This window comes from Acidovorax sp. BLS4 (assembly GCF_032929295.1).
Lineage (GTDB): Bacteria > Pseudomonadota > Gammaproteobacteria > Burkholderiales > Burkholderiaceae_C > Paracidovorax.
Genome location: NZ_CP136797.1, coordinates 5044741 through 5069573, shown reverse-complemented (window position 1 = coordinate 5069573; position 24833 = coordinate 5044741). Strand labels below are relative to the sequence as shown.

The following is a 24833-nucleotide window of genomic DNA, read 5'->3' as shown; positions in this document are numbered from 1 at the left end:
TTTTGCCAACCTACAGTGCATCCATCGCTGTTTTTCCCATTTCTTTTCAGAGAAAGCCACCCATGAAAGCCATCGGCTACCACGCCCCCCATGCCATCGACCACCCCGAAGCCCTGGTGGACCTGGACCTTCCCGCGCCGCTCCCCGGCGAGCACGATCTGCTGGTGCGCGTTCACGCGGTGTCGGTGAACCCGGTGGACACCAAGGTGCGCGCCAGCGCGGCGCCCGAAGGCGGCGCGGCCAAGGTGCTGGGCTGGGACGCCGTGGGCACCGTGCAGGCGCTGGGCAGCGCGGTGCAGGGTTTTGCCGTGGGCGACCGGGTGTACTACGCCGGCGCCATCGACCGCCCCGGTTCCAACGCCGAACTGCACACGGTGGATGCGCGCATCGCCGCCCATGCGCCCGCCACGCTGTCCGATGCGCAGGCCGCCGCCATGCCGCTGACCGCCATCACGGCCTGGGAAATCCTGTTCGACCGGCTGAGCGTGCCCTCGGGCGACGGCGCTGCGGCGGGCCAGTCCCTGCTGGTGGTGGGCGGCGCGGGCGGGGTGGGCTCGATCCTGATCCAGCTCGCGCGCCAGTTGACCGGCCTGCGCGTGATCGCCACCGCCTCACGTCCCGAGACGCGCCTGTGGTGCCTGGACCTGGGCGCGCACGACGTGATCGACCACCGCCAGCCGCTCGCCCCGCAACTGGCCGCGCTGGGCGTGCCGCAGGTGGACCATGTGGCCGCCCTCACTCACACGCCGGCCTACATGGCGCAGTACGTGGACTGCGTGCGGCCCCAGGGGCAGATCGCCGTGATCGACGACATGCCCTCGCTGGACGTGATGCCGCTCAAGCGCAAGAGCATTTCGCTGCACTGGGAAATGATGTTCACCCGCTCGCTGTTCGGCACGCCCGACCTGCACCGCCAGGGCGAGCTGCTGGCCGAAGTGGCGCGCCTGCTGGACGCCGGGCGCCTGCGCAGCACCTTCACCACCGACGGCGGGCGCATCGACGCGGCCCACCTGCGCCAGGCGCATGCGCTGGTGGAAAGCGGCCGCGCCATCGGCAAGGTCGTGCTGCAGGGGTTCTGATGGCGGGTGCCGGCATCGGCCGACAGCCGGGCCACCCGGGCGGCTGGCACCATGCCGCATGCCAAAGCCCCCCACGCGCGACCTGACCCAAGGCCCCATCGGCCGCACGCTGCTGGTGTTCGCACTGCCCATCCTCGCGGGCAACGTGCTGCAGTCCCTCAACGGCTCCGTCAACGCCATCTGGGTGGGGCGCTATTTGGGGGAGGCGGCGCTCACGGCCACGGCGAATGCCAACAACATCCTCTTCCTGCTGATCGGTGCCGTGTTCGGCGTGGGCATGGCGGCCACCATCCTCGTGGCGCAGGCCATGGGTGCCAGGAACCTGGCGCAGGCCCAGCGCGTGATGGGCACCAGCGCCACGTTCTTCGGGGGCACCTCGGTGCTCATCGCGCTGGTGGGGCTGCCGCTGTCGCGCGAAATCCTCGGCTGGATGGGCACGCCAGCCGACGCGTTGCCGCTGGCCGAGGCCTATCTGCGCACGCTGTTCCTGGCGATTCCGCTGCTGTACCTGTTCGCGTTCGTGTCGGCGGTGCTGCGCGGCGCGGGCGACACGCGCACGCCGTTCCTGTTCCTGCTGCTGGTGGTGGTGCTGGACACGGCGCTGAACCCGCCGCTCATCTTCGGCCTGGGGCCGCTGCCGCGCATGGGGATCGCCGGCTCGGCCATGGCCACGCTGGTGGCCAATGCCCTGAGCTTCGCGGCACTGCTGGCCTGGCTGCGCCACCGGCGCCATCCGCTGTGGATCGGCCGGGCGCAGTGGCGCCTGTTCGTGCCCGACCCCGCCATCCTGCGGGCGCTGGTGGTCAAGGGCATTCCGATGGGCGTGCAGATGGTGATGATCTCGCTGGCCATGCTCATGGTGATGGGCATGGTCAATGCCCAGGGCGTGGTCACGGCCTCGGCGTATGGCGCGGCGCTGCAGTTGTGGACCTACGTGCAGATGCCGGCCATGGCCATCGGCGCCGCGTGCTCGTCGATGGCGGCGCAGAACGTGGGGGCCGGCCGCTGGGACCGGGTGGACGGCGTGGCGCGCAGTGGCACGCTGTTCAACTTTCTGCTCACGGGCGCGCTGATCGCGCCGCTCATCCTGCTGGACCGCATGGCGCTGTCGCTCTTCTTGCCCGAGGGCAGCGCCTCGCTGGAAGCCGCCCGGCACCTGAACCACATCGCGGTGGGGTCGTTCCTGTTCTTCGGCGTGACCTTCGTGCTGTCGGGCGTGGTGCGGGCCACGGGCGCGGTGGTGCCGCCGCTCATCATCCTCGGGCTGGCGCTCTGGGGCATCCGCCTGCCCATCGCGTACGGACTGCAGCCGGTGCTGGGCGCGGACGCGATCTGGTGGAGCTTTCCGGCCAGCGCGCTGTGCGCCATGCTGATGTCCATCGCCTACTACCGGTTCGGCCGCTGGCGCCAGGCGCGCATGCTGCCGCCCGGCGAATCGGTGGCCACGCCCGCCGAGGTGGGCGGCCTTCCGCCCGCGCCGGTGTGTACGCCGGCGCACGCCACGCCCACGGCGCGCCGCACGGAGGGCGCTCCCGCAGGCGCCGCCGTTACCATCGGGCCATGACGACCGACGACCGCTCCCCCCCTGCGACCACCCCCACCCCCACGCTGGCCACGCAAGACCTCTTCCGCGAAGACGCCTACCTGCGCGAATGCCAAGCCACCGTGGTGGCGGTGCAGCCGGACGGCGGCATCGTGCTGGACCGCACCGTGTTCTACCCGCTCGGGGGCGGCCAGGCCGGCGACAGCGGCGTGCTGCTGCGGGCGGACGGCAGCACCGTCGCCATTGCCGACACACGCAAGGGCAAGGATGCCGAAGGCCGGCCCACGGCCGCCATCGTGCACGTGCCCGCACCGGGCGAAGTCGCGCCCTGGACGGTGGGCGAGGCCGTGACCGCGCGCATCGACTGGGAGCGCCGCCACCGGCTGATGCGCTTTCACACCACCACCCACCTGCTGTGCCACTTGGTGGCGCAGCCCGTGAACGGCTGCTCGATCACCCCCGACTACGCGCGGCTCGATTTCCACATGGACGGCGCGCTGGACAAGGACGCCCTGACCGCCGGCATCGCGCGCCTGGTGGCCGAAGGCCATGCCATCACCCTGGGCACCGTCACCGATGCGGAGCTGGACGCCAACCCCGCCCTGGTCAAGAGCATGAGCGTGCAGCCGCCGCGCGGCACGGGCCAGGTGCGCACCGTGCGCGTGGGCGGCACCGGCGAGGCGGGCGCGCCGCAGATCGACCTGCAGCCCTGTGGCGGCACGCACGTGGCGCACACCGGCGAGATCGGCGCCGTGGTCGTGACCAAGATCGAGAAGAAAGGCGCCCTGTCTCGCCGTGTGGTGCTCGGCTTCGCCGCCTGACACCGGCCCAGGAACCAAACCCCGGGCTGCGGCTCCCACCCTGCGACATGTCACACCGCCTGCTCCAGCGCTTGCTGCCCGCTCTTTTTTTGATAGCTTTCAGCGCTTTCCACATGGGCGCCGGGGCCCAATTGGGCCCCAAGACCACCGGTACCGGCAGCGGCAGCGGCAGCAGCACCGTCACCACCCCCCATGTGCAGGCCGAGCTGGTGGCCCACGCCCCCGAGGGTGTGGCGCCGGGCAAGCCGCTCTGGCTGGGCCTGTCGATCACCCACCAGCCCGAGTGGCACACCTACTGGATGAATTCGGGCGATTCGGGCCTGCCCACGCAGCTGGAGTGGCAGGTGCCCGCCGGCATCGAGGCCGGCGACATCGCCTGGCCCGTGCCGCGCAAGATCCCCATCGGCAACCTGGCCAACTACGGCTACGAGGGCACGGTGCTGCTGCCGGTGCCCATGGCCGTCTCCGATGCGTTCGCGCCTGGCCCGCTGGCGCGCACCGCCACCTTCCACCTGCGCGCCTCGTGGCTGGTGTGCCGCAAGGAATGCATCCCCGAAGAAGGCGACTTCACCCTGCAGTTGCCGATCCGCAGCACCACGGCGCTGAGCGCCGGGGCCTTCGATGCCGCGCAGCAGGCGCACCCCCAGCCGCTGCCGGCGCCCGCGGCCGGCGCCCCGGCCAGCAGCGCGCGCGTGGACGGCAACGCCATCGCCCTCACCGTGGCCGGGCTGCCCGCCGCTCTGCGCGGCAAGGCGCTGGAGTTCTTTCCCGAAACCACCGGCGTGATCGAAACCGCGGCGGACTGGACGCAGGCCTGGCAGGGCGACGTGTGGACGGCGCGCGTGCCGCTGTCGCCGCAGCGCAGCGCCAGCCCCACGCCCATGCCCGTGGTGCTGGCCCATGCCGGCCAGGGCTGGCGGGCCGAACTGCCCCTGGAGGGCGGCTGGCCCCCGCTCGCGGCGATGGCCAGCGTCTCACCCGCGCTGGAGGCGGCCTTGCGCGCCAACGCGGCCCAGGGCGGCGGCGCGCCGGCCGCGCCCGCCGTTACCGCCGCGCCGCTCGGCACCCTGCTGGCGGCGCTGGCGGGCGCGCTGCTGGGCGGGCTGATCCTGAACCTCATGCCCTGCGTGTTCCCGGTGCTGGCGATCAAGGTGGTGGGCTTTGCCCAGCATGCGAACCACCGCCGCGCCCACCGCATCGGCGGGCTGGCGTACACGGCGGGCGTGGTGCTGTCGTTCATGGCGCTGGGCGCGCTCATGCTCGCGCTGCGCGCCGCGGGCGAGGCCGTGGGCTGGGGCTTTCAGCTGCAGTCGCCCGGCGTGGTGGCCCTGCTGGCGGCGCTGTTCACCGTGATCGGGCTGAATCTGGCGGGCGTGTTCGAGTTCGGGCGCTTCCTGCCCAGTTCGGTGGCCAGCCTGCAGGCCCGCCACCCGGCGGTGGATGCCTTCCTGACCGGCGTGCTGGCCGTGGCCGTGGCCTCGCCCTGCACCGCGCCGTTCATGGGCGCCTCGCTCGGCCTCACGGCCACCTTGCCGGCCGCGCAGGCGCTGGCGGTGTTCGGCGCGCTGGGCCTGGGGCTGGCGCTGCCGTACCTGGCCGCCAGCTGGGTGCCCGCGGTGGCGCGCGCCCTGCCCCGCCCTGGCGCCTGGATGGACACGCTGCGCCGGTTCATGGCGTTCCCGATGTTCGCCACCGTGGTGTGGCTGGTGTGGGTGCTGGGCCAGCAAAGCGGCATCGACGGCGCGGCGGCCCTGCTGGCGCTGCTGGTCACGCTCAGCATGGCGGTCTGGGCGCTCACGCTCGCCGGGCGCACCCGCTGGGCAATTGCTCCTATTTCGATAGCACTCCTGGCATATTTGACTACGGCATGGGCACCAAAAGTGCTTGAAATCGCGCCGGCTTCGGCCGCAGCGGTGCCCTCTGCCAGCGGCTGGCGCCCCTGGCAGCCCGGCCTGCCCGAGGAACTGGTGGCCAAGGGCCAGCCCGTGTTCGTGGACTACACCGCCGCCTGGTGCGTGACCTGCCAGTACAACAAGAAAACGACCCTGGCGCACGAGGACGTGCTGAAGGACTTCGCCGCCAAGAACGTGGCCCTGCTGCGCGCCGACTGGACGCGCCGCGATCCCGCCATCACCGCCGCACTGGCGCAACTGGGGCGCAGCGGCGTGCCGGTGTACGTGATGCAGGCGCCGGGCCGCCCCCCCGTGGTGCTGTCGGAAATCCTGGGCGTGCAGGAAGTGCGCGCGGCCATCGCCGGCCTGTAAGCGCCTGGTCCAGCAGGCGCCCCATCGCCCTGCCGGCACGGGGGTTTTGGGTGGCGACGCGCTGGAGGCTCGGTGACACTGGGCCGCCCCGGGGCCCCGGCCCCGTTCGTTCTTTCGACAGGAGAAATGCCATGCTTCGACGGACCCTCTTCGCCTGCCTTTTCCTCGCCACGGGCGCTGCCCAGGCGGCGGCCACCGTGGGCCAGCCCGTGCCCGACTTCGCACTGAAGGACGCCACCGGCAAGACCGTGCGGCTGTCGGACTTCAAGGGCAAGCACGTGGTGCTGGAGTGGACCAACCCGGGTTGCCCCTTCGTGCGCAAGCACTACGACAGCGGCAACCTGCCGGCCACGCAAAAGGGCGCGGTGGACCAGGGGGTGGTGTGGCTGTCGGTGAACTCCACCGAGAAGGCCAGCAGCGACTACCTGGCCCCCGCGCAACTGGCCGCCTGGTTCACCGAGCGCAAGGCGGTGCCCACCGCCCTGCTGCTGGACGAGGAAGGCACCGCCGGCCATGCCTATGGCGCGCGCACCACGCCGCACCTGTACATCGTCGATCCCAAGGGCACGCTGGTGTATGCGGGCGGCATCGACAGCATTCCTTCGGCCCGCCCGGCCGACATCCCGAAGGCCACGAACTACGTAAAGGCCGGCCTGGCCGACGCCCTGGCGGGCAAGCCGATCGCGGTGCCCACCACGCAGCCCTACGGCTGCTCGATCAAATACAAATCGCCGGCATAAGCCGGCGACGGGCCCGGCGACGGGTCTGCCATCCGCCGGCAATGGGCATGGCAGCACGGCCCCGGGCGGGCCGCGTGCCGTGGTGCGCTTGTATGTTTCAGACCAGACCAGCGCGGTAGAGTTTGACTGCCGATGAGGCGGCCAGACCGGTCCGTGCAGCGGGGGTGATCTCGGTTTCGTTGTGAAATCGGAATCCTGCGTCAAAAAACTGACCAGCGACAACAACTTAGCAGCGTTTTATAGTGTCTCCCGGATTGGGGAGGATGCTGATGTCGAGCTACCGGTACAGATTTGTCGGCTATGAGAAACTTCCATCGGGCCTGAACGCTGACGATGTGCAGTTGCACTGCCGTCTGCCTGACCGCTTGGTCAAGGAGATTCGCGATAGCAATTATGCAAAGCGCTACCACCTGGGGCTTGCTGTCCAACTCTCCTTCCTTGCCCTGACTGGCAGAAATCCAGACAGCAAACTCCGAATGCCGACGGCAATGCTGCGCCTGTTGTGTGAGCAGCTTGGCATCTATTCCAATACCACCGCGATTGGATCTCTCAAGGCGCTATACCAGAACGCTGATCGCACGCTAGCCAACCATCGTGCATGGGTTCGAGAGAGGCTTGGCCTTGCTGCCTACGATGCAAGCGCTCAAGAACGTTTGCAGGCGGCGCTCTCACAGCAGGCGCTCGACGTCGCTTCTGTCGATGAACTCTTCAGCTCCGCTGAGCAATGGCTTTTCGATAACAAGATCGTCCTGCCGGGCAAGCGCCACCTTCAAGACCTTGCTCGCTCGGCCTTCCGAGTGGTCGAGGAATTGGCGCTCACCACTATTCGCTCTGCAGTGACGCCGGTGCGTCTTCGTGCCGTCCTCAAGGTCATGCACGAGGAAAGCATGGCACCTGGGATTTCCGTCCTTGAGTGGCTCAAGCAGTCAGCGGGAAAACACAGCTTGAAGGCCCTCAAAGAGGTCAACACGCGTATAGACGCCCTGAAGGCGCTCGGCGTCCATTTGTGGGATCTGCAAGGGCTTTCTATTGGCCGCATCCACGCCTTCGCCCAGGCCGTGGTCAACCGACCGCCCTCGGAGACAGCCCGCCGCGTTGAGGACACGCGCTCCGTAGAGATCGTCTGTTTCCTCAAGCACCTGCTTGGTGAACTCAGTGACGAGGCAATCTTTCGCAACAACAGGCATACCAGCGACATCATTCGTCTGGGATCTACACGTGTGCAAGCAAAACAGGCGCAGCGGGCCCAACAGTACCGCTGCTCCATCGAATCGATGCGGGACATAGCGGCCAACACCGATATGAACGCCGAGGAACGCCTGGCGGCCATCATGGCCCTAGCTGAGGGTGTCTTGGGGCTCCCTCCGGTCAGCCATGCTGAGGTCGTCAGGGAAACCCTGACCGAGCAAACGACGAGGGTTCGTACGTTACTTAACGGGATGTCCTCTTTGGATCTGCAAGCGGATTCAACGCATGCAGACAGCAAGCTTCTTGCCGCACTGCAGGCTTTGCAGGCGGACGAGGCCAAAGAACTGCCGGCCGACTTTGACACGTCGCTGGTCGATTCAAAGTGGCGGCCGTTGCTGGAGGTTCCCGACCGCGTAGCCGCTCTTCGGGCTTTCGAAGGGTGCGCGTTGCGGCGCATTTGCAAGGGCTTGCGCGGCGGCAGCTTTTATGTAAATCACAGTGCGACTTACCAAAGCAAAGAGAGTCTGCTGATCCCACAGGAAGAATGGGAGCGGAACAAGCAATCACTGTGCGCGGCCTACGGCCTGGAGCTCAACCCAAGAAGAGCTCTCGATCTCCAGTACGAATTGCTACGAGCTGGGCTTGCAGATGTTGAGGCCGGTCTTGAGAGAGGCCTTCTCGAAATCGACGAAGGCGGTTCGGTGCGAATCCCTGCCATCAGGGCCATGGAGGAAGAGCCTGAACTGCGGCGCACGAACCAGTTCCTAAGCGAAACCATTGGAACGACTCAATTACCAGACATCATTCTGGAGGTCGACAGTCGCACCCAGATCAGCACCATGCTGCTGGGGCGGCAGCCAGAGACGTCCCAGGAACTTGTTGCCCTGTATGCGGGCTTGCTCGCCCATGGCACTGAAATCGACGCAAAAGCGGCAGCCTCAATGATTCCCGGCGTGCCGGTAAGTCATGTGTCCGCAGCCATGCGCATGCTGGAAGCACCTGGTCGCCTTAGGGCTGCAAACGACAGCGTGGTCGCGTTTCAGCAGCGGTTTCCCATAGTCAACCTGTGGAGCGATGGAACAAAAGCCTCTTCGGACATGATGGCATTGGACGCTACGCGCCACCTATCTATTGCCCGAACCGATCCTCGTCGAAAGACCGCAGCTGCAGGTATCTACACCCACATTCTCGGCAGCTATCCCGTCATCTTCGATCAGCCTATTGTGCTGATGACGCGCCAGGATGCTCCCGCTGTGCATGGGATCGACGCGTACAACTCCAACAGTGATGACCGCATCAAAGTCGATCTTCTGGCGGTTGATACACACGGCTATACCTACTCCGGCATGAGCGTGGCCAAGCTGCTGAAGTTCGATTTGTGTCCGCAGCTGGCAGGCCTGCCCGACCGCAAAATCTGGACGCCACGCTCGATTCAGGTGCCTGAGGCCCTGGAGAAAGTGGCAATTCCCACGATCACAGAAAAAGCCATCCGTGACGGTTGGGATCAAGCGATGCGACTTATTGCCTCGATCAAGTCAGGACGGGTCAGCGTTGCCTGGGCATTGGCTCGCCACGGCAGCGCCGCCGCTGGAGACGACGTGCGCCGCTGTCTCGACCAGTATGGCCGCTTGCTGCGCTCCGTGTTTTTGTGCGACTACTTCACCAATGAGGTGTTCAGGCGAGAGATCCACACCCTGCTCAATCGTGGCGAATCGGTTCACTTGCTGCAACGCGCCATCTACTACGGGCGCGTCACTGCGGAGCGCGGCCGACGCCGCGATGAACTGAAGTCCATCTCGGGTGCTCACGCTCTGCTCACCAACATGGTGATCGGCTGGAACACGATGAAGTTGCAGGAAACCGTGGACCGACTTAAGGCTGGTGGACAACGGATTGAAGACAACGTTCTTCGGCGCATCGGTCCAGTGCACTTCGGTCACATCAATTTTCGGGGCCTGATGAGCTTTAGCGTTGACCGGTATGCTAGCGTGCTTCTGAGGGGCCAACACCCGCCAAAACGGGCTCGGACCAATTGAGTCCAGAAGCGTCGCATTTTCGTTTTCAATTTTTTCTTTGCAAAATCGGAAAGCTGCCCTTTATGAATCAACGACTTAGCGTTGTCCGCTATTTCGTCTTTTCTTTTTTTCGAGCAAAACCGGAAAGTAACGTTAGATCCGAGCGTTCGGACTGGTCAGACGCAACCGACTTTTCTTCCCGGTTTGCCATGCCGTCGCATCCGAACACAGGTCGGGTCCTGCCCGGATCTTGACCCTGCTCGGTTTTTAAACCCAGATGTGGTTCACAGCAGACATTGAAGGCGAGACGCCAGCTGCGACCCAGAAGTGGGCGTCAGCCCTGTGCGCCCATTGACCATAAACAACGACCTGCAAAACGGCCTGTAAAGCCATGATCGATCATCCAGAGCCACCCAGCTGAGATGCGGCACGTCGTTGGCCCAAAGCCAGGCATGACACTCCGCCTCCCGCTCGTATCCCACCAGCGTATTCGGCACGTTTGTTAGATCGCTGTATTTAGGGGTGACGCCTTCGATCATGACGGCTACGTCCGGGGAAAACCTTTGCAGAAGAGCCTCCAATGGTTGTTCCAGCCGCCAGGTGCTTGTGATCACCACCTTGCACTCAGGCACCTGCCGTGCCGCATCTTCCAAGAAGGGTAGGCAACAGAAGTGCTTCGACTCATGGCAATGCTCTGGGTGCAAGACCCCATCAAAATCTAGAAACAGGATGGGCACAGCGGTATTCAGAATCGGATTTCCAACAGGGGAAGATTTCTATGAAATGAGAAAGCCAATGAGACTAGTTGGTCGTGGTCTTTTTGGTCCCATTGGGCGGAAATCGGGGGAATGCCTTCCCGAAAGCGTGTCCCACCCCAAGCCGACTTTGGTCGGGCGCTGCAGCAGTTGCGCGCGGCACGTGGCTTGGTCCAGGAAGACATGTTGCTGGCCACGAGCCGACGACATATCAGTCGTATCGAGCAAGGACATCAAGTACCCAGTGTCCGAACCATTGAGTTGTTGGCGGAGCAAATGCAGATTCATCCATTGACACTGGTCGCTGCCGCATACTGCCCGGGTCTTGATGCCGCCTCCGTCAATGAGATCCTCGAGACAGTCAAAGCGGATCTCAGGGCCATGGTGTCAGACTAGGCGTGGCATTCCGAATCGGTGTGCTCCTGGGCGTGCTGTACCAGCATTTGTAGGCCTTGTAGCAGACTGGTGCCAATGGGAATGGGATCTTGGCGTTGAAGCATGCGATTGACGATCTCCCGATCCACGGCAGTGCTGAGCAAGCACAGCGCTTCTTGCAAAGTTTCCAGACCCATTTCCAGGCTGTCTCCTGACCGTTTGGCACCCGCCTTTGTCAGAAGCAACAGGGTGAGCGGTAAGGCAGCGCGAGCGGGATCATGAGCACCACTCCAACCTACGCCAGACAGAAGGTCTCGGAACTGGTTTGACACCACCAAAAGGTGGTTGTCATCCAGCGCATCCGGCAAGATGGCCTCCCATCCCCGCGACGTGATCAGGCCCATCATGTCCTGTGCTCTAAATTCTCCGAGATTCGCTTTTTCCAAACGCAGCATCATTCGCCATTCAAGTTAATATGAGACTAATTGGTCCCGTCCGAGACCGTGGCGTGCGAAGATAACTGAACAGGGATTGCGTTTTTTCGTTCAAAGTGCGCCCGTCTCCCAATGGAAATCAACCGGTTGCCCAAATGGCCTAACGAGGCAACCAGTCTGTTGCCTCATGCGTTTGCTCCCATGAAAAATCGCCTGGATCTCACCCGCTTGGCCGAACTCGACAGACAGTTTTGCGACTTTGCAAAACTGCAGCGCAACGTCACGCCCGGGTGTGGTTGGGCAAAGAGGGTTAGATTGGCCTTGGGCATGAGCTCCATAGCGCTAGGGGAGCGTTTGGGCATGACGGCGCAGGGGGCACGCAAACTGGAGCAAGCCGAGGCCAACGGCACGATCACGCTGAATACGCTTGCACGTTTGGCTCATGGCCTGGATTGTGAAGTGCACTACATGTTTGTTCCGCGAACCAGTTTGGTGGAGCAGGTGCTCAGACGCACACAAGAGATTGCTGGAATTCCATTGCCGGTGACCTTGAGGGGAGCCGAGGCGCTGGTAGATGCGGAAACGCTGATGGCCCTGACCAGCGCACTGGCAAAAGTGAGCAAGCGGGGCCTCTGGTGATTCCGCGCCGGCGCTCCTCTCGACACAACTCCGTGTAGCGCGCCACCCCTCGCGGTGTGCAGGTCTGGGTCTGTCGGCTCCCAACCCGTAGTTTTTTCGCGTGAGCAGCTCGCGGGGTACAAGGGGACTTGCAGTGGGTCAAACTACGAGTCTTCATTCGAGAAATCCCCTCTGCAAGCGCTTTGGATGCAAGATTGGACGCACCCTCGATGTAGATTTGGACGGTACTTCAATGTAGATTTGGACGCTAAACGCTCCATTCCTCCGGCCAGCTTTCCCATGCAAAGTCCGACCATCCCGTTTCGTCTAGCTTCTTCGCAGCGCGAAGAGCCATTGGCTCAATTCAACGCCAGGAAAGAAGTCGCTTGGTTTGGGTTTAGGGGGGCGTTTGAAGAGCCGGGCTTGGCGATCATCAGCTTCACCAAAATCGAATCCGGCCTTCAGGGAGGCGGAGGAACCACGGCAATCAATGGCGGCGTCATCGCCGCAGGGTTTGATGCAGCCTTCGTACTTGCCGGTTTGGGCCACTACGATTCCAAGGTCGTTGTCACCCTGGAGTTGTCGGTGAAGTTCTTGTCACTTGCAATTGTTAGCGAGTCGCTTGCCTTCCGAGCGCATGTGGTCCGCTCCGCTAAACATTTCTCGTTCTCGGAGGGTTTTCTCTCGCGTACGGATACAGAAGCAGGCCAGCATTTGGCAATAGCCACAGCCATGGTTGCGCCTGCGCGCTAGGTGCAACGCGGCACACAACGTCAAACGTGCCCGTCCCCTTCGGCTGAGGGGATCCAAGGGATGCTCGGCAGCTGTTCACATAAGACTTGAGTGCTCAACCCGCAGAGACGACACCGCATCGGCTCCGTTTTGCTGCGTTCCGATCTTCTGTGCGATTGGTTGCCTTAAGACCTTGACCTTGTCACGGTGGCAAGGTTCATAGTCAACACGTGAATCAACCGAAGGAGGCTCACATGGTCCATTTCAATGTTCCTGAGATGACGTGCGGCAGCTGCGCCCAACGCATTAGTCGTTCAATAGCTCAGACCCAACTGCCAGCGGGCGTCGATGTAGAAATTGATGTGGCTACGCGGCAGGTACGCATTCCTGAGCAGGCCGGAAACGGAGCAGTGGAGCTTGTCCGCTCTGCGATTGAGCGTGCTGGATACAAGGCAGACGCAGTGGTGGGTCCTTCATCGCGCCGAACAGCCGGGGGCTGCTGCTGTGCAGCTCGGCCCGCAACCTCTGTCGACGTGAATCAAGACGGCACAAGGCAGACGTCGTCATGCTGTAGTTGAATTACCAAGGAGCCCACGCCTGCACCGGGCACCTTTGATGGTCAGATGAAGGCGATCAGGAACTGCACAAGAAAATGCAGGCGACGAAGACTCCCGCCGAACGTTCTGCGCTGATGGATGAACACATGACGCTCATGCAGTCAGGCATGGACATGATGGGCGCGGGTAATTCTGGTGGCATCGGTATATCAGTGGGTTTTCTCAATATGATCCTCCTCGCCTGGCGTTGCGGAACCTACTGACACCTTCCCGGGACGCTTCAAGCCAGCCTCACGAAGACTCGGAGTCCGGGCAGTCACGCTTTTTTCGGCCTTCGCATCAGCACATAAGCTGCAGGAATCACGAACAAGGACAGCAACGGCGCGGTCACCATACCGCCCAGCATGGGCGCCGCAATGCGGCTCATGACCTCCGATCCCGTCCCGCTGCCCCACACGATGGGCACCAGGCCCGCCAGAATGACTGCCACGGTCATGGCCTTGGGGCGCACGCGCAGCACGGCACCTTCCCGAATTGCAGCCAGCAGCTCTTCAAGCGTGGGCTGCCTGCCATCAGGGCACCGCTCCACGAGTGCCTGCTTGAGGTAGATGAGCATGACCACACCGAATTCTGCTGCGACGCCCGCCAGGGCGATGAAGCCCACACCGGTGGCGATGGAAAGGTTGTAGTTCATCAGGTACAGGAACCAGATGCCTCCGGTGAGCGCAAATGGCAGCGTCGCCATGATCAGTCCCGCCTCACCCATGCGCGAGAAGGTTAAATACAACAGCACGAAGATGATCAGCAAGGTGGCTGGCACCACCACCTGGAGGCGGGCGTTGGCCCGCTCAAGGTACTCGAACTGGCCTGAGTACGTGATGCTGACCCCGGGCTCCAGCTTGATCTGGCGGCTGACCGCATCGCGCAGGTCATTGGCCACGGATGCCAGATCGCGCCCCCGCACATCGACATACACCCAGCCCGATGGGCGGGCGTTCTCGCTCTTGAGCATGGGCGGTCCATCGGTGATAGAGATGCTGGCTACCGTACCCAGCGTGATCTGCTGCCCCATTGGGGTGGCGATGGGCAACTGCACCAGGCGTTCTGGCGAGTCTCTCCACTCACGCGGATAGCGCAGGTTGATCGGGAAGCGGGCTAGGCCCTCGACGGTTTCCGAGACGTTTTCACCACCGATGGCCCCGGAGACCACAGCCTGGATATCGGAAACGTTCAGCCCGTAGCGCCCTGCGGCCGTGCGGTCGATGCGGACATCGACATAGCGCCCCCCCGTCAGGCGCTCGGCCAGTGACGAAGCCACCCCCGGAATATCTTTGGCGACCTGCTCGACCTGGGCCGCGATCCCATCGATCACCTTCAGATCGTTGCCGGTCACCTTGACCCCGATAGGACTCTTGATGCCGGTCGCGAGCATGTCGATCCGGTTGCGAATGGGCGGAATCCAGATGTTGGACAGACCGGGAATCTTGACGGCCTTGTCCAACTCATCAATCAGGCCCTCGGGCGTCATTCCTGGACGCCATTGGTCTCTGGGTTTGAGCTTCACCGTGGTCTCGAACATTTCCAGTGGTGCCGGATCAGTGGCGGTCTCCGCGCGGCCCGCCTTGCCGAAAACGCGTTCGACCTCGGGCACCGTCTTGATCATCCGGTTGCTCAGTTGCAGCAGCTCCGTCGCCCGCTGTGCCGACAAGCCTGGGAGCGCCGAAGGCATGTACAGCAGATCGCCTTCATCCAGCCTGGGCAAGAACTCGCCCCCCAAACGCGACAATGGCCAGAGCGTGGTCGTCAGTGCGAGTACGGCGATGACCAAGGTGGATTTTGGGCGATGCAGCACCCACTCCAGGCAAGGTCGGTACACGGCGATCAGCGCGCGCGTGATCGGGTTCTTCTGCTCATCAGGGATACGGCCCCGGATCCAGTAGCCCATCAAGACAGGGATCAGCGTGACCGAGAGGGCCGCAGCTGCGGCCATCGCGTAGGTTTTGGTGAACGCCAGCGGTCCGAACAAGCGGCCTTCCTGTGCTTCCAGCGTAAAAACCGGCACGAACGACAGCGTGATGATGAGCAGCGAGAAGAAAAGCGCGGGCCCAACTTCCCCGGCAGCTTCGGTGATCACCTTCCAGCGTTCTTCCCCCACCAGTTGGCGGTCGGGATGCTTGTGCTGCCAGGCCTCCAGCTTCTTGTGGGCGTTCTCGATCATCACCACCGCAGCATCCACCATGGCGCCCACAGCAATGGCAATGCCGCCCAAGGACATAATGTTGGCATTGATCCCCTGGTAGCGCATGACCAGAAACGCCGCCATGATCCCTAGAGGCAAGGAGATGATGGCGACCAGCGCGGAGCGTAGGTGCCAGAGGAACAAGACACAGACCACAGCCACCACGATGAACTCCTCCACGAGTTTGGTGGTGAGGTTCTGGATCGCCCGCTCAATGAGCGCGCTGCGGTCGTAGGTGGTGACGATCTCCACGCCCTGGGGCAGGCTGCTTTGCAGTTCGCTGAGCTTGGCTTTGACGGCCTTGATGGTTTCCTGGGCATTTTTCCCCGAGCGCAGGACCACCACGCCACCGGCCACTTCCCCCTCGCCGTCGAGTTCGGCGATGCCGCGCCGCATCTCCGGCCCGATCTGGAGCGTTGCAACATCGCCCAGGCGCACCGGAGTGCCGGCGCGCGACACAAGTGGGATGGCCCGGAAGTCGTCCAGCGTCTTGAGGTAGCCGCTGGCGCGCACCATGTACTCGGCCCCGGACAACTCCAGCACCGATCCCCCCGTTTCCTGGTTGGCTCCCATGATGGCCTCGCGCACTTGCCCCTGAGTCAGCCCTTGGGCCGCGAGCTTGATCGGATCGAGCACAACCTGGTACTGCTTGACCATGCCGCCCACCGACGCCACTTCCGCGACGTTGGGCAGGCTCTTGAGTTCGAACTTCAGGAACCAGTCCTGCAGGGCGCGCAGCTGGGCCAGGTCGTTCTTGCCGGTGCGGTCGACCAGGGCGTACTGGAAGATCCAGCCGACCCCAGTGGCATCTGGGCCCAATGACGACTTGGCCGTAGCGGGTAGTCGTCCTTGCACCTGGTTCATGTACTCCAGCACCCGCGAACGCGCCCAGTACAGGTCCGTGCCATCCTCGAACAAGATGTAGACGAACGAGTCGCCAAAGAACGAGAAACCTCGCACCGTCTTGGCGCCGGGGACGGACAGCATGGTGGTGGATAAGGGGTATGTGACCTGGTTCTCCACTATCTGCGGTGCCTGGCCGGGATAGGAGGTGCGGATGATGACTTGGACGTCCGAGAGGTCCGGCAGCGCATCCACGGGGGTGCTGCGCACGCCCCATACGCCCCAAGCGGTCAGCATTAAAGTCGCCAGTAAAACCAGCAATCGATTTGCCACTGACCAGCGGATCAGACCTGCGATCATGGCTTGATCCTTTCCACGGCAGTGATCACGAAGTCCTTGCCTTGCTGCTGAAAGGTGAACTTGACCTGCTGTTCGGGTTTCAGGGCTCTGGCCAGTTCAGGTGTCGCCAGCTTGAAAGGCATGGTCATGCCGGGCCATTTCAGCTCAGGCACGGCCTCATGGGTGAGGGTCAGCTCGGTGGGCGTGACCTCATCGACCACCCCTCGCACAGTAAAGCTCTTGGATGCGGGCGCAGCAAAATTCAAAGCACCTCGTTCGCTGGTCGGCGGTGTGCCGCTGCCTTGAGGCTGTATGGGCATGATGCCTCGCAGACTGGCCTCCGAATCGATCAGGAACTGTGCCGACGCGACCACCTGTTGCCCTGCGGTCAGCCCGCTCAGTACGACGAGGCGGTCATCGATTTCAGCGCCGAGTTGCACCTGGACGGGGTGGTACTTACCGGGGCCGTCCACCACGTAGACCAGTGCCCGCTTGCCGGTACGAATCACCGCTTCGCTGGGGAGAAGCAGCGCTGGCTGTGTGCGTCCTGACAGGACAATCTGCCCGGACATGCCCGCCTTCAGGCGCTGGGTGGGGTTGGGTAGCTCCAGGCGCACGCGCACCGTGCGGGTGTCCCGGTTGGCCTCTGGGAGGATGCTCACGACACGGGCTTTGAGGGTTTCGCCCGGAAACGCGGCCAGGCGGACCTGGGCGTCCTGCCCCAATTGCAAGGGGCCGCTTTGCGCTTCCGGAACGGCGGCCTCGATCCAGACGCTGGCCAGACCGTTCACGCGCACCAGGGTGGCCCCGGAAGAGACCGTCATGCCCTGGCGCACCATCAGTTCAGCCACCATCCCAGCCTGCGGGAAGGAAACCGTGTAACGGCCCTGAGGTTCGCCCGCGCGCTCCACCTGAGCCACGAGCGAGGCTGGCATGCCAAGCAGCGTCAACCGCTGCCGTGCCGCTGTGGTCAGCGATTCGTCCTTGAGCGCTCGCACCGCGAGGAACTCGCGCTGCGCAGCCACCCACTCTGGCAGCAGTAGATCGGCCAGTGGCGCGCCCGCGGCCACGACGTCGCCCGGGGCCCGGGCGTAGACACGCTCAACAAATCCTGCAGAACGCGCCTGGACGATGCTCACATCCCGGTCATTGAGCTGGACCGTGCCCAGCACATCCACATCGGCCCCAATGTCCCGTTGCTCCACCGTGGCGGTGCGCAGGCCGAGGGCTTGCACCGCCTGTGCCGAGACATTCAAACCGGTGCCTTGTTGTGCGTCCTCATCAGCGTACTTGGGAACCAGCGCCATGTCCATGTAGGGCGACTTGCCGGGCTTGTCGAACTTCTGCGTTGGTACCATGGGGTCGTACCAGTACAGCACCTTGCGGTCGGTCTTCGCAGTTTCGGCTGAGGCAGGAGCAGTGCCAGAGGCGTGGCTGCTAGCGGCGCGCCATTGGGAGACACCCCAGCCGAGGGCGATGCCGGCAGCCACCAGTGCTACGGCCACAGCGGTCTTCTTGAAATCGATATTGGTCACGTTGTTCTCCCCTCAGTCGACGATCAAGCTGTTCAGGCGGGCAATCACGGTATCCCGCTGTGTCTGCAGCTCAATGAGCCGCCAGTGCGTCTCCCGCACTTGAGCCCGAGCCGCCAGCACAGCGCTTAAGTCGCCCTTGGCGGACTGGTAGTTGGCCAGCGCGAGTTCGGCGCGGCCCTGTGCCAAGCCCATGCCAGCCGACTGCAGCCGCTCGATCTGGCTGTTCAGTGACACCAACTCTGAGGCACTGTCCTCCAGCTCCTGCAGGTGCCTGCGGGTCACGTCCTCCTGCTCGGCTTCCAGGCGCTGCAGCTCCAGCTGCTTGGCCTTGATCTGGGGTCCCTGGCGCCGCTCCTGTTGCCAGGGAAGGTCAAAGGTCACCTGGAATGACACCATGTCGCCCCAGCGGCGGTCGCGGCGGCTGTAGGCGACTTCCCAGGACCAATCACCCTTGGCTTCAGCCTGGGCTTCGTGCGTTTCCGCCAAGGCCATGGCCTGCATGGCGGGGTACTGCGCGAGTTCCGCGTGGCGGTGTACCTCTGACCGAAGCTGGTCCAAAGTGCGGCTCAGCGGCCCGGGAACTCCCTGCAGCGCCTCGTCGGCGCGGACGCCAACCCAGCGCCGCAACATCGCCCTGGCCTTGGATCGGTCCCGCTGCAGATCGTCCCTGCGGTCCGACAGCGCAAGAGCCTCCTGCTTGGCCATCAGGAGATCGCCCGCTTGGGCAGTCCCCCCAGCGATGCGAGCAGGCAGGCTGTCCTGCAGTCGCTGGTTCTCACTCATTAAATCGGCAAGTACCTGGTCGCGCTGTTCAATGGCCTGGGCCATGATCCACGCTTGGCTCAGCTCCTGGCGAATCTGCAGGCGCTGGACCGCCAGGGTGGCGCGTTCACGCTCCACCTTGGCCTGTGCACTGGCGATCTGGGCATCGCGCTTGGCCCGGTTCGGCACCTCCTGCATCAGCGCCAGGCGCTGCATGGTCATGGACTCGCGTGTGAGGCTGAAGCGGTCCATGCCGCTGATAGGGAAGTTCTCTACACCAACCGACAGCTTGGGGTCCGGCAGCGTTCCTGCCGACTTCTGGGAACTGCTGGCCGCGTCAATCTGCAGCCGCTGGGCAGTGATGCGGGGACTGTGCTGCTCCGCCAGGTCTAGGGCATCGGTAAAGCTGAGGGCATGTACCTGGCCGCCAGCCAAACCGATGCCAGCCAGCAGGAACCCCAGAGCGCTCCGGCGCAGATGGAAGATATTGCGCGCCTGGCTGTCGTGTGAGATGGGAAGAATGCGCAGCTGCGCAGACAGACGCTCGCCGGGAGCGTCGAAAGAAATGATGGGCATGGTGGTCCTCGAAATTGATGGGCACGAAGTCAGACCTGCGCGCACGCTGCAAGGCAGCGCACGCGCCGTGCACGATCAATTCAGAAAGACCTGATGGGTCAGATAGATGGGGGGGGAGCCCGCTCGACTGTCCAACTCTGCGTAGACAGCCCGTGGGTCAGTATCGCGCCCTGATTCGAGCACAACCGGGAGCACATAGGCAACCCAAATTGCGTGCGCCGCGATCAACTGCAATTCAAGGCCCTGTTGCGAGGGGGACGACAGGCTGTCGCCATTGCAATGGGCTCGGCACAGCTGTGGATCTTGTTCATCCATAGTACCTGCCATCGCGTGGCAATCGGGCATGGAGGGCATGCCAACGGCATTCTCAATGTCAATCCCAGCTTTTTGCATCGATGCCATGTGGGCGGTCGAATCCAGCTTGGGGCAGGCGTACACAGCCAACGCGAACTGCATCAGAAGCAACGCTGTGGCAAGAACACTGGTCATCCAGCGCCCTTGTCGCGATACGGTACTCCTGAAGAAAATCATAATCAGATATTAGGCAGTTGGTGGCGATACTCATTTGACCAAGGTCAAATTAGCGCAACGCTGAGAATCGCTGACCATGCTCACCCCCTTGCTGGCTCATGAGGTGTACGTGTGGTCGAATTAATGTGTCGCTCACAGTTCTTTCCACATGTTGACATGTCAACGCAGTTTAGTACCCTCGATTGCTGTTGATGCGACGCATTGATCCGTCTTCCTGAGCGCGACGCAACTCTTGAAGAACCGCTTCTCGTGTGAGTCCACCTTGGGTAGTTTTTTCAAATTCGGGGGCATAGCCAGCCTCGCTAGATATTTTTGCAAGCGAGCCGCCTGCGCGCGCGGCTTGCAACTCCGACTCAACTTGGGCTCGTGTTTGGGTCACTGGCATCGCGTGGGATGCACCGCCGACTTCAGTTGCTGCAGGGGTAAAACCACTGCTGGCAAATGCTGTTAGAGAGGTCGCAGAAATCATCGATACAAAGGCGACCGACAGCAAAGTGTTAATGCGAGACATAGAAAAAAACTCCTTCATAAGATTGAAAATCGACTCCGGATCTGGAATTTCCGTGTCGTGATGTCAACTGTATGAAGGTCGTATCGACTCAACGGTGACCGCCACGTTACAAGTTGGAAAGCTCTGGTTTTTTGAAAGATTGCGTGATTTGAGAACGGCCGAAACAAAGAGAATTTCAGCGAGCGAAGCTCGCATCCGTCTTGTCTCTGAATGAGACAGATGGACATAAAGGTCTTGAATTTTCCGAAGAAGTCTCGATCAAGTAGTGCCACCTGCAGATTAGGCCCAAAAGCCTCCCGTCAAAGCGGATCGCCGATGCAGAGTTCCACTTTCACCTACGCGGCTGAACTATCAATGGAGTCTGGAGACGCAAAGCGTTGAAAACGACCGAAGCTGAGCTAAGACTCATTGCCAAGGCTGCGATCATTGGCGACAACAGCCAGCCAGTGAAGGGATAGAGCAGCCCTGCGGCAATCGGTATGCCCAGCGCGTTGTAGAGGAAGGCAAACATCAGGTTTTGCTTCATGTTTCCTACCGTAGCCTCCGACAGTTCCCGCGCCGTGGAAATCCCCCGCAGATCGCCCTTGACCAGGGTGACCTGCGCGCTGTTCATGGCCACATCAGTGCCAGTGCCCATCGCGATCCCCACGTCTGCCTTGGCAAGGGCTGGCGCATCGTTAATGCCGTCTCCAGCCATGGCAACGACACGGCCCTCGGCTTGTAGTCGGGACACCAGAGCCAGCTTGTCCGCAGGCTTGACCTCGCCGTGGACCTCATCAATCCCCAGCTTTGCACCTACCGCCTTGGCGGTGGTCATGCCGTCGCCCGTGGCCATGACGATGCGCAGTCCTGCCGCATGCAACGTTGCCAAGGCTTCCGGCGTGCTTGCCTTGATGGCGTCCGAGACCGCCAGCAGGCCTTGAAGCTGGCCGTCGGCCGCCAGGTACATCACACTGGCGCCTGTGGCGCGCAAGGCCTCTGCCTGCGCAAGCAACGGATTCGCAGAAACGCCCACCTGCTCCATGAGGACCGTGTTGCCCAGGGCGAGCTGGCGTCCAGCGACCTGTCCGCGTACACCGATACCCGACCCGGACTCAAAGTCCTCGGGTTTGTCCAGAGGTAGGCCCTTGGCTCGGGCCGCTTGGACAATGGCATCGGCCAGCGGATGCTCGCTGCCTTGGTCCAGACTGGCTGCCAGGCGCAGCACTTCGTCCTCGGACAGGCCAGGCATAGCCACCACACGTTCAAAGGAGGGCTTGCCCTCGGTGAGGGTGCCAGTCTTGTCCACGATCAGCGTGTCCACCTTGCGCAGGTTCTCGATGGCTGCCGCGTCCCTGAACAGCACGCCGCTGGTCGCCCCCCGGCCTGTGGCCACCATGATGGACATGGGCGTTGCCAAGCCCAACGCACAAGGGCACGCGATGATCAGCACCGCAACTGCATTGACCAGGCCGTAGACCCAGCGTGGCTCCGGACCAAACAGGCCCCACGCGAACAGCGTGAGCAACGCGATACCCACCACGGCCATGACAAAGTACCCCGCCACCTGGTCGGCCATGCGCTGCATGGGGGCCCGTGAGCGCTGTGCCTGCGCAACCATCTGAACGATCTGCGACAGCATGGTAGCGGAGCCCACCCGCTCGGACCGGATCACCAGTGCCCCGTTGGTATTGAGTGTGGCACCGATGACGGCATCACCAGGCCCTTTGACGATGGGCACCGGCTCGCCAGTGAGCATGGCTTCGTCCACCGCGCTGCTCCCCTCGACCACCACGCCATCCACCGGCACCTTCTCACCAGGGCGCACGCGCAAGAGATCTCCCACATGGACATGGGACAAGGGAACATCACTCTCCTGACCGTTGGCGTCAATACGCCGCGCGGTCTTGGGGGCCAGGCCCAGCAGCGACTTGATGGCGGCCGAAGTCTGCGAGCGCGCCTTGAGCTCCAGCATCTGACCCAGCAGCGTGAGAGAGATGATGACGGCTGCAGCTTCGAAGTACACCGCCACGCGGCCCATAGCCTGGAATGAGGCTGGAAACACCCCAGGCGCCACGGTGGCGACCACGCTGTAGACGAAAGCGGCACCGGTGCCCAGGCTGATCAGCGTCCACATGTTGGGACTGCGGTTCACGACCGACTGCGCACCGCGCACGAAGAAGGGCCAACCAGCCCATAGCACGATGGGCACCGTCAGCACGAGCTCGATCCAGCTCTGGGTGGCCATTTCGAACCACTGCAGCCGGTGGCCCACCATGGCCAGGACGGTGACCACCACGGTCAGTGGCAGCGTCCACCAGAAACGATGCCGGAAATCCACGAGTTCGGCGTTTTCTCCCTCGTCCAGCGTGGGCAGCATGGGCTCCAGCGACATGCCGCACTTGGGGCAGTTTCCGAGATGGTCCTGCTGCACCTCTGGGTGCATGGGGCAGGTGTAGATAGTGCCGGGCTGAGTTGCTTCAGGCTCGGCCCCAGACGTGCCCAGAGCGTCCGGTGCGTACTTCTGCGGTGCCTCGACAAAGCGCCCCTGGCACTTCGCGCTGCAAAAGTAGTAGTTGTGACTGTCGTGGAGCGCGGTGTATTGGGACTGGGCAGTCACCGCCATACCGCAGACGGGGTCTTTCAGCGCGGTCGAGGATGGAGGTTTGTGACCTTCATGACCTTCATGACCTTCATGACCTTCATGACCTTCATGAAGCGGATGCTCGTGGTGAGCATGATCGTGCGGTGCTGCTCTAGCCATGGTGGTGATTCCTGAAGATGAGTGTCTTGTCCTGCACGGGATTAATTGCGGCCAAATCCGCCGCCATGCGAGCCGTGTCCACCATGTCCATGAAACAGGTGCATTAGCGGGCAGGCCAACAAGAGGAGGTAAGGCCAATAACCTGCGATATGCGACCTGTGCTCTCTGAACAGTAAGAATGCCCCGAGCAGTCCAAGCATGATCACTGCACCGATCAACTTCTTGCTACTTCCTGCAGGCTTTGTAGCGCCCGAATGCTCGGTGGTGTGGGTGTGGTTCATGGTGTTCCCCAAAAAAGGTCACAGGTGGCGGACCTCGTGGGAACGATAAGGCTTAACACGGTGGGAGTGTCAAGCAAGAGCCTTTGCCACCTTTGACCTCAGTCAAGGGCCTGGACTGCAACAGGCATCCACCCCTTTTCAAACGGCACTGCCCTGGATTTCGACGATCCAAGAGCCAGGGCAGCGACATCGGACTCAGGACTATTTGGCGGCAGCGGCAGGCGTCTTGCCGGTGCGGGCCAGGAATGCATCCAGTTCAGCGATTTCCTTTTTCTGCGCTGCAACGATGTCCTTGGCCATCTTGAGCATTTTTGGATCTTTGCCATCCCGCAACTGGGCCTGGGCCATGTCAATCGCACCCTGGTGGTGGACCCGCATCATCTGGGCAAAATCCACATCAGGGTTGCCCGACATTGGCACGGAGGCCATCTTGTCGTTGTTCTCTTTCATCATTGCCTTCATGTCCATCTTGCCGTGAGGCATTGATTGATCCATACCGGCGCCCTTCATGCCCGAGTGCGGGGTGGTCTGGGCATGCAGTGCCAAAGGCGACAACAAGCCACAAGCGACGACAGCGGCGGCGGATAGCGAGTGAGAAGCGGGGAATTTTTTCATGGTGTTCTCCAAGTGTTGAGCAACGCGATCAAGCAGCACGCGCCATGGCGTCGCACTCCTGAGCACACTTGAGGCAAGCCTGTGCGCAGGCCTTGCAATGGTCAGCCTCGTGCTTGGCGCACTCATCGCCGCAGGCCTTGCAGATCTGTGCGCACAGCGCGCAGATAGCAGTCGCGTGCTCGCTGTTGCGCGCCATGGCATCGGCCGCCAAGCCGCAGATCGCCGCGCAGTCCGCGTCCAGGGCAATGCAGCGCGCCATCATTTTTACGTCGTCATCTTTCAGACAAGCCGCGAAGCACTGATGGCAAGCAGTGGCGCACGCCTGGCAAGCCTCGATGCAAGACATGTATTGGTTCGGGGTGTGGTTCATCAAAATCTCCTGATAAGTAGCTCGAAAGATGAGCGGGAACCTGCGCAGTTGGCTGCGAGGAGCCTCAATCTTTTGCCGTCCGGGGTATTCGGCGCTGTAGGCTGGAACCACCGATTGACGCGGCTTTCGAGCGATTTGCCCTGGTTTCGGGCCAAAGATTACGAGTAGATTTCAGGGCTGTAATCAGTGCGTCACATTGGCGCAAGGAGTTGCCGAAAAGACCCATTGCTATTCGCTGTGCGCGGCAACCATGTCCTATTGGTGCACTGCTCTCGCAGGCAGTGAATGCGGCTATTAAAAGCGTAATCTGAGGGTCACCGCCAAGTAGGGGGGCGATTTTTAGACTTCTCTCCGTGGTGCAGAAAAA

The 24833-nt window shown here is 62.8% G+C and carries 22 protein-coding genes; 11 read left to right on the top strand and 11 right to left on the bottom strand.

Annotation, left to right across the window (positions count from 1 at the left end; translation table 11 throughout):
* Positions 1 to 62: 62 nt before the first annotated feature.
* The 6 genes from R1Z03_RS23305 to R1Z03_RS23280 all read left to right on the top strand — a co-directional run bounded on the left by R1Z03_RS23305 (position 63) and on the right by R1Z03_RS23280 (position 9671).
* Complete coding sequence (locus tag R1Z03_RS23305) at positions 63 to 1079, top strand: zinc-binding alcohol dehydrogenase family protein (RefSeq protein WP_317355715.1); 1017 nt, start codon at positions 63 to 65, stop codon at positions 1077 to 1079.
* A 58-nt stretch (positions 1080 to 1137) separates the two neighbouring features.
* A complete protein-coding gene (locus R1Z03_RS23300) occupies positions 1138 to 2643 on the top strand; it encodes an MATE family efflux transporter (protein ID WP_317355712.1) in 1506 nt (501 codons plus the stop codon).
* Positions 2640 to 3443, top strand: coding sequence for an alanyl-tRNA editing protein (locus tag R1Z03_RS23295; RefSeq protein ID WP_317355710.1), 804 nt, complete (start codon positions 2640 to 2642; stop codon positions 3441 to 3443). The genes R1Z03_RS23300 and R1Z03_RS23295 overlap by 4 nt, the downstream gene beginning before the upstream one ends.
* A gap of 47 nt (positions 3444 to 3490) precedes the next feature.
* Positions 3491 to 5707: a thioredoxin family protein gene (locus R1Z03_RS23290; protein WP_317355707.1), complete on the top strand. Its 2217-nt coding sequence runs from the start codon at positions 3491 to 3493 to the stop codon at positions 5705 to 5707.
* A 131-nt stretch (positions 5708 to 5838) separates the two neighbouring features.
* Complete coding sequence (locus R1Z03_RS23285) at positions 5839 to 6447, top strand: thioredoxin family protein (protein WP_317355704.1); 609 nt, start codon at positions 5839 to 5841, stop codon at positions 6445 to 6447.
* A gap of 263 nt (positions 6448 to 6710) precedes the next feature.
* A complete protein-coding gene (locus R1Z03_RS23280) occupies positions 6711 to 9671 on the top strand; it encodes a Tn3 family transposase (RefSeq protein WP_317355701.1) in 2961 nt (986 codons plus the stop codon).
* 263 nt (positions 9672 to 9934) lie between these two features.
* Here the strand turns inward: R1Z03_RS23280 and R1Z03_RS23275 are convergent, their stop codons facing one another.
* Entirely contained in the window at positions 9935 to 10387 is a 453-nt protein-coding gene (locus R1Z03_RS23275; RefSeq protein ID WP_317355696.1) for an HAD domain-containing protein, read from the bottom strand.
* Positions 10388 to 10498: 111 nt separating this feature from the next.
* Between R1Z03_RS23275 and R1Z03_RS23270 the strand changes: the two genes are divergently transcribed.
* Positions 10499 to 10801 carry a helix-turn-helix transcriptional regulator gene (locus tag R1Z03_RS23270; protein ID WP_317355692.1) on the top strand — a complete coding sequence of 101 codons (303 nt, stop codon included), beginning with the start codon at positions 10499 to 10501 and terminating at the stop codon, positions 10799 to 10801.
* On the opposite strand, the gene R1Z03_RS23265 is transcribed toward R1Z03_RS23270, so the two are convergent.
* The gene (locus tag R1Z03_RS23265) at positions 10798 to 11238 is read right to left on the bottom strand and encodes a hypothetical protein (protein WP_317355688.1); all 441 of its coding nucleotides are present in this window, start codon (positions 11236 to 11238) and stop codon (positions 10798 to 10800) included. The genes R1Z03_RS23270 and R1Z03_RS23265 overlap by 4 nt on opposite strands.
* Positions 11239 to 11415: 177 nt before the next feature.
* Between R1Z03_RS23265 and R1Z03_RS23260 the strand changes: the two genes are divergently transcribed.
* The 4 genes from R1Z03_RS23260 (at position 11416) to R1Z03_RS23250 (ending at position 13384) form a co-directional block, all read left to right on the top strand.
* Positions 11416 to 11853: a helix-turn-helix domain-containing protein gene (locus R1Z03_RS23260; protein WP_317355685.1), complete on the top strand. Its 438-nt coding sequence runs from the start codon at positions 11416 to 11418 to the stop codon at positions 11851 to 11853.
* Positions 11854 to 12132: 279 nt separating this feature from the next.
* The gene (locus R1Z03_RS23255; protein ID WP_317355682.1) at positions 12133 to 12585 is read left to right on the top strand and encodes a PaaI family thioesterase; all 453 of its coding nucleotides are present in this window, start codon (positions 12133 to 12135) and stop codon (positions 12583 to 12585) included.
* 233 nt (positions 12586 to 12818) lie between these two features.
* Positions 12819 to 13142 carry a heavy-metal-associated domain-containing protein gene (locus R1Z03_RS24990; protein ID WP_372588195.1) on the top strand — a complete coding sequence of 108 codons (324 nt, stop codon included), beginning with the start codon at positions 12819 to 12821 and terminating at the stop codon, positions 13140 to 13142.
* A gap of 74 nt (positions 13143 to 13216) precedes the next feature.
* The gene (locus R1Z03_RS23250; protein WP_317355679.1) at positions 13217 to 13384 is read left to right on the top strand and encodes a hypothetical protein; all 168 of its coding nucleotides are present in this window, start codon (positions 13217 to 13219) and stop codon (positions 13382 to 13384) included.
* A gap of 53 nt (positions 13385 to 13437) precedes the next feature.
* On the opposite strand, the gene R1Z03_RS23245 is transcribed toward R1Z03_RS23250, so the two are convergent.
* From R1Z03_RS23245 to R1Z03_RS23205, 9 genes are all read right to left on the bottom strand, one after another.
* The gene (locus tag R1Z03_RS23245) at positions 13438 to 16563 is read right to left on the bottom strand and encodes an efflux RND transporter permease subunit (RefSeq protein WP_317355676.1); all 3126 of its coding nucleotides are present in this window, start codon (positions 16561 to 16563) and stop codon (positions 13438 to 13440) included.
* Positions 16560 to 18077: an efflux RND transporter periplasmic adaptor subunit gene (locus tag R1Z03_RS23240; protein ID WP_317355674.1), complete on the bottom strand. Its 1518-nt coding sequence runs from the start codon at positions 18075 to 18077 to the stop codon at positions 16560 to 16562. Before R1Z03_RS23240 ends, R1Z03_RS23245 begins: the two co-directional genes overlap by 4 nt.
* A 12-nt stretch (positions 18078 to 18089) precedes the next feature.
* Entirely contained in the window at positions 18090 to 19415 is a 1326-nt protein-coding gene (locus R1Z03_RS23235; RefSeq protein WP_317355671.1) for a TolC family protein, read from the bottom strand.
* A gap of 75 nt (positions 19416 to 19490) precedes the next feature.
* Positions 19491 to 19904: a hypothetical protein gene (locus R1Z03_RS23230; RefSeq protein WP_317355667.1), complete on the bottom strand. Its 414-nt coding sequence runs from the start codon at positions 19902 to 19904 to the stop codon at positions 19491 to 19493.
* A gap of 211 nt (positions 19905 to 20115) precedes the next feature.
* Positions 20116 to 20475 carry a DUF4148 domain-containing protein gene (locus R1Z03_RS23225; RefSeq protein ID WP_317355665.1) on the bottom strand — a complete coding sequence of 120 codons (360 nt, stop codon included), beginning with the start codon at positions 20473 to 20475 and terminating at the stop codon, positions 20116 to 20118.
* A gap of 313 nt (positions 20476 to 20788) precedes the next feature.
* Positions 20789 to 23200, bottom strand: coding sequence for a heavy metal translocating P-type ATPase (locus R1Z03_RS23220; protein WP_317355662.1), 2412 nt, complete (start codon positions 23198 to 23200; stop codon positions 20789 to 20791).
* 41 nt (positions 23201 to 23241) lie between these two features.
* The gene (locus tag R1Z03_RS23215; protein WP_317355659.1) at positions 23242 to 23481 is read right to left on the bottom strand and encodes a DUF2933 domain-containing protein; all 240 of its coding nucleotides are present in this window, start codon (positions 23479 to 23481) and stop codon (positions 23242 to 23244) included.
* 201 nt (positions 23482 to 23682) lie between these two features.
* Positions 23683 to 24096, bottom strand: a complete 414-nt coding sequence (locus R1Z03_RS23210) for a DUF305 domain-containing protein (RefSeq protein ID WP_317355656.1) — start codon at positions 24094 to 24096, stop codon at positions 23683 to 23685.
* 28 nt (positions 24097 to 24124) lie between these two features.
* A complete protein-coding gene (locus R1Z03_RS23205) occupies positions 24125 to 24466 on the bottom strand; it encodes a four-helix bundle copper-binding protein (RefSeq protein WP_317355654.1) in 342 nt (113 codons plus the stop codon).
* Between the last annotated feature and the right edge of the window lie 367 nt (positions 24467 to 24833).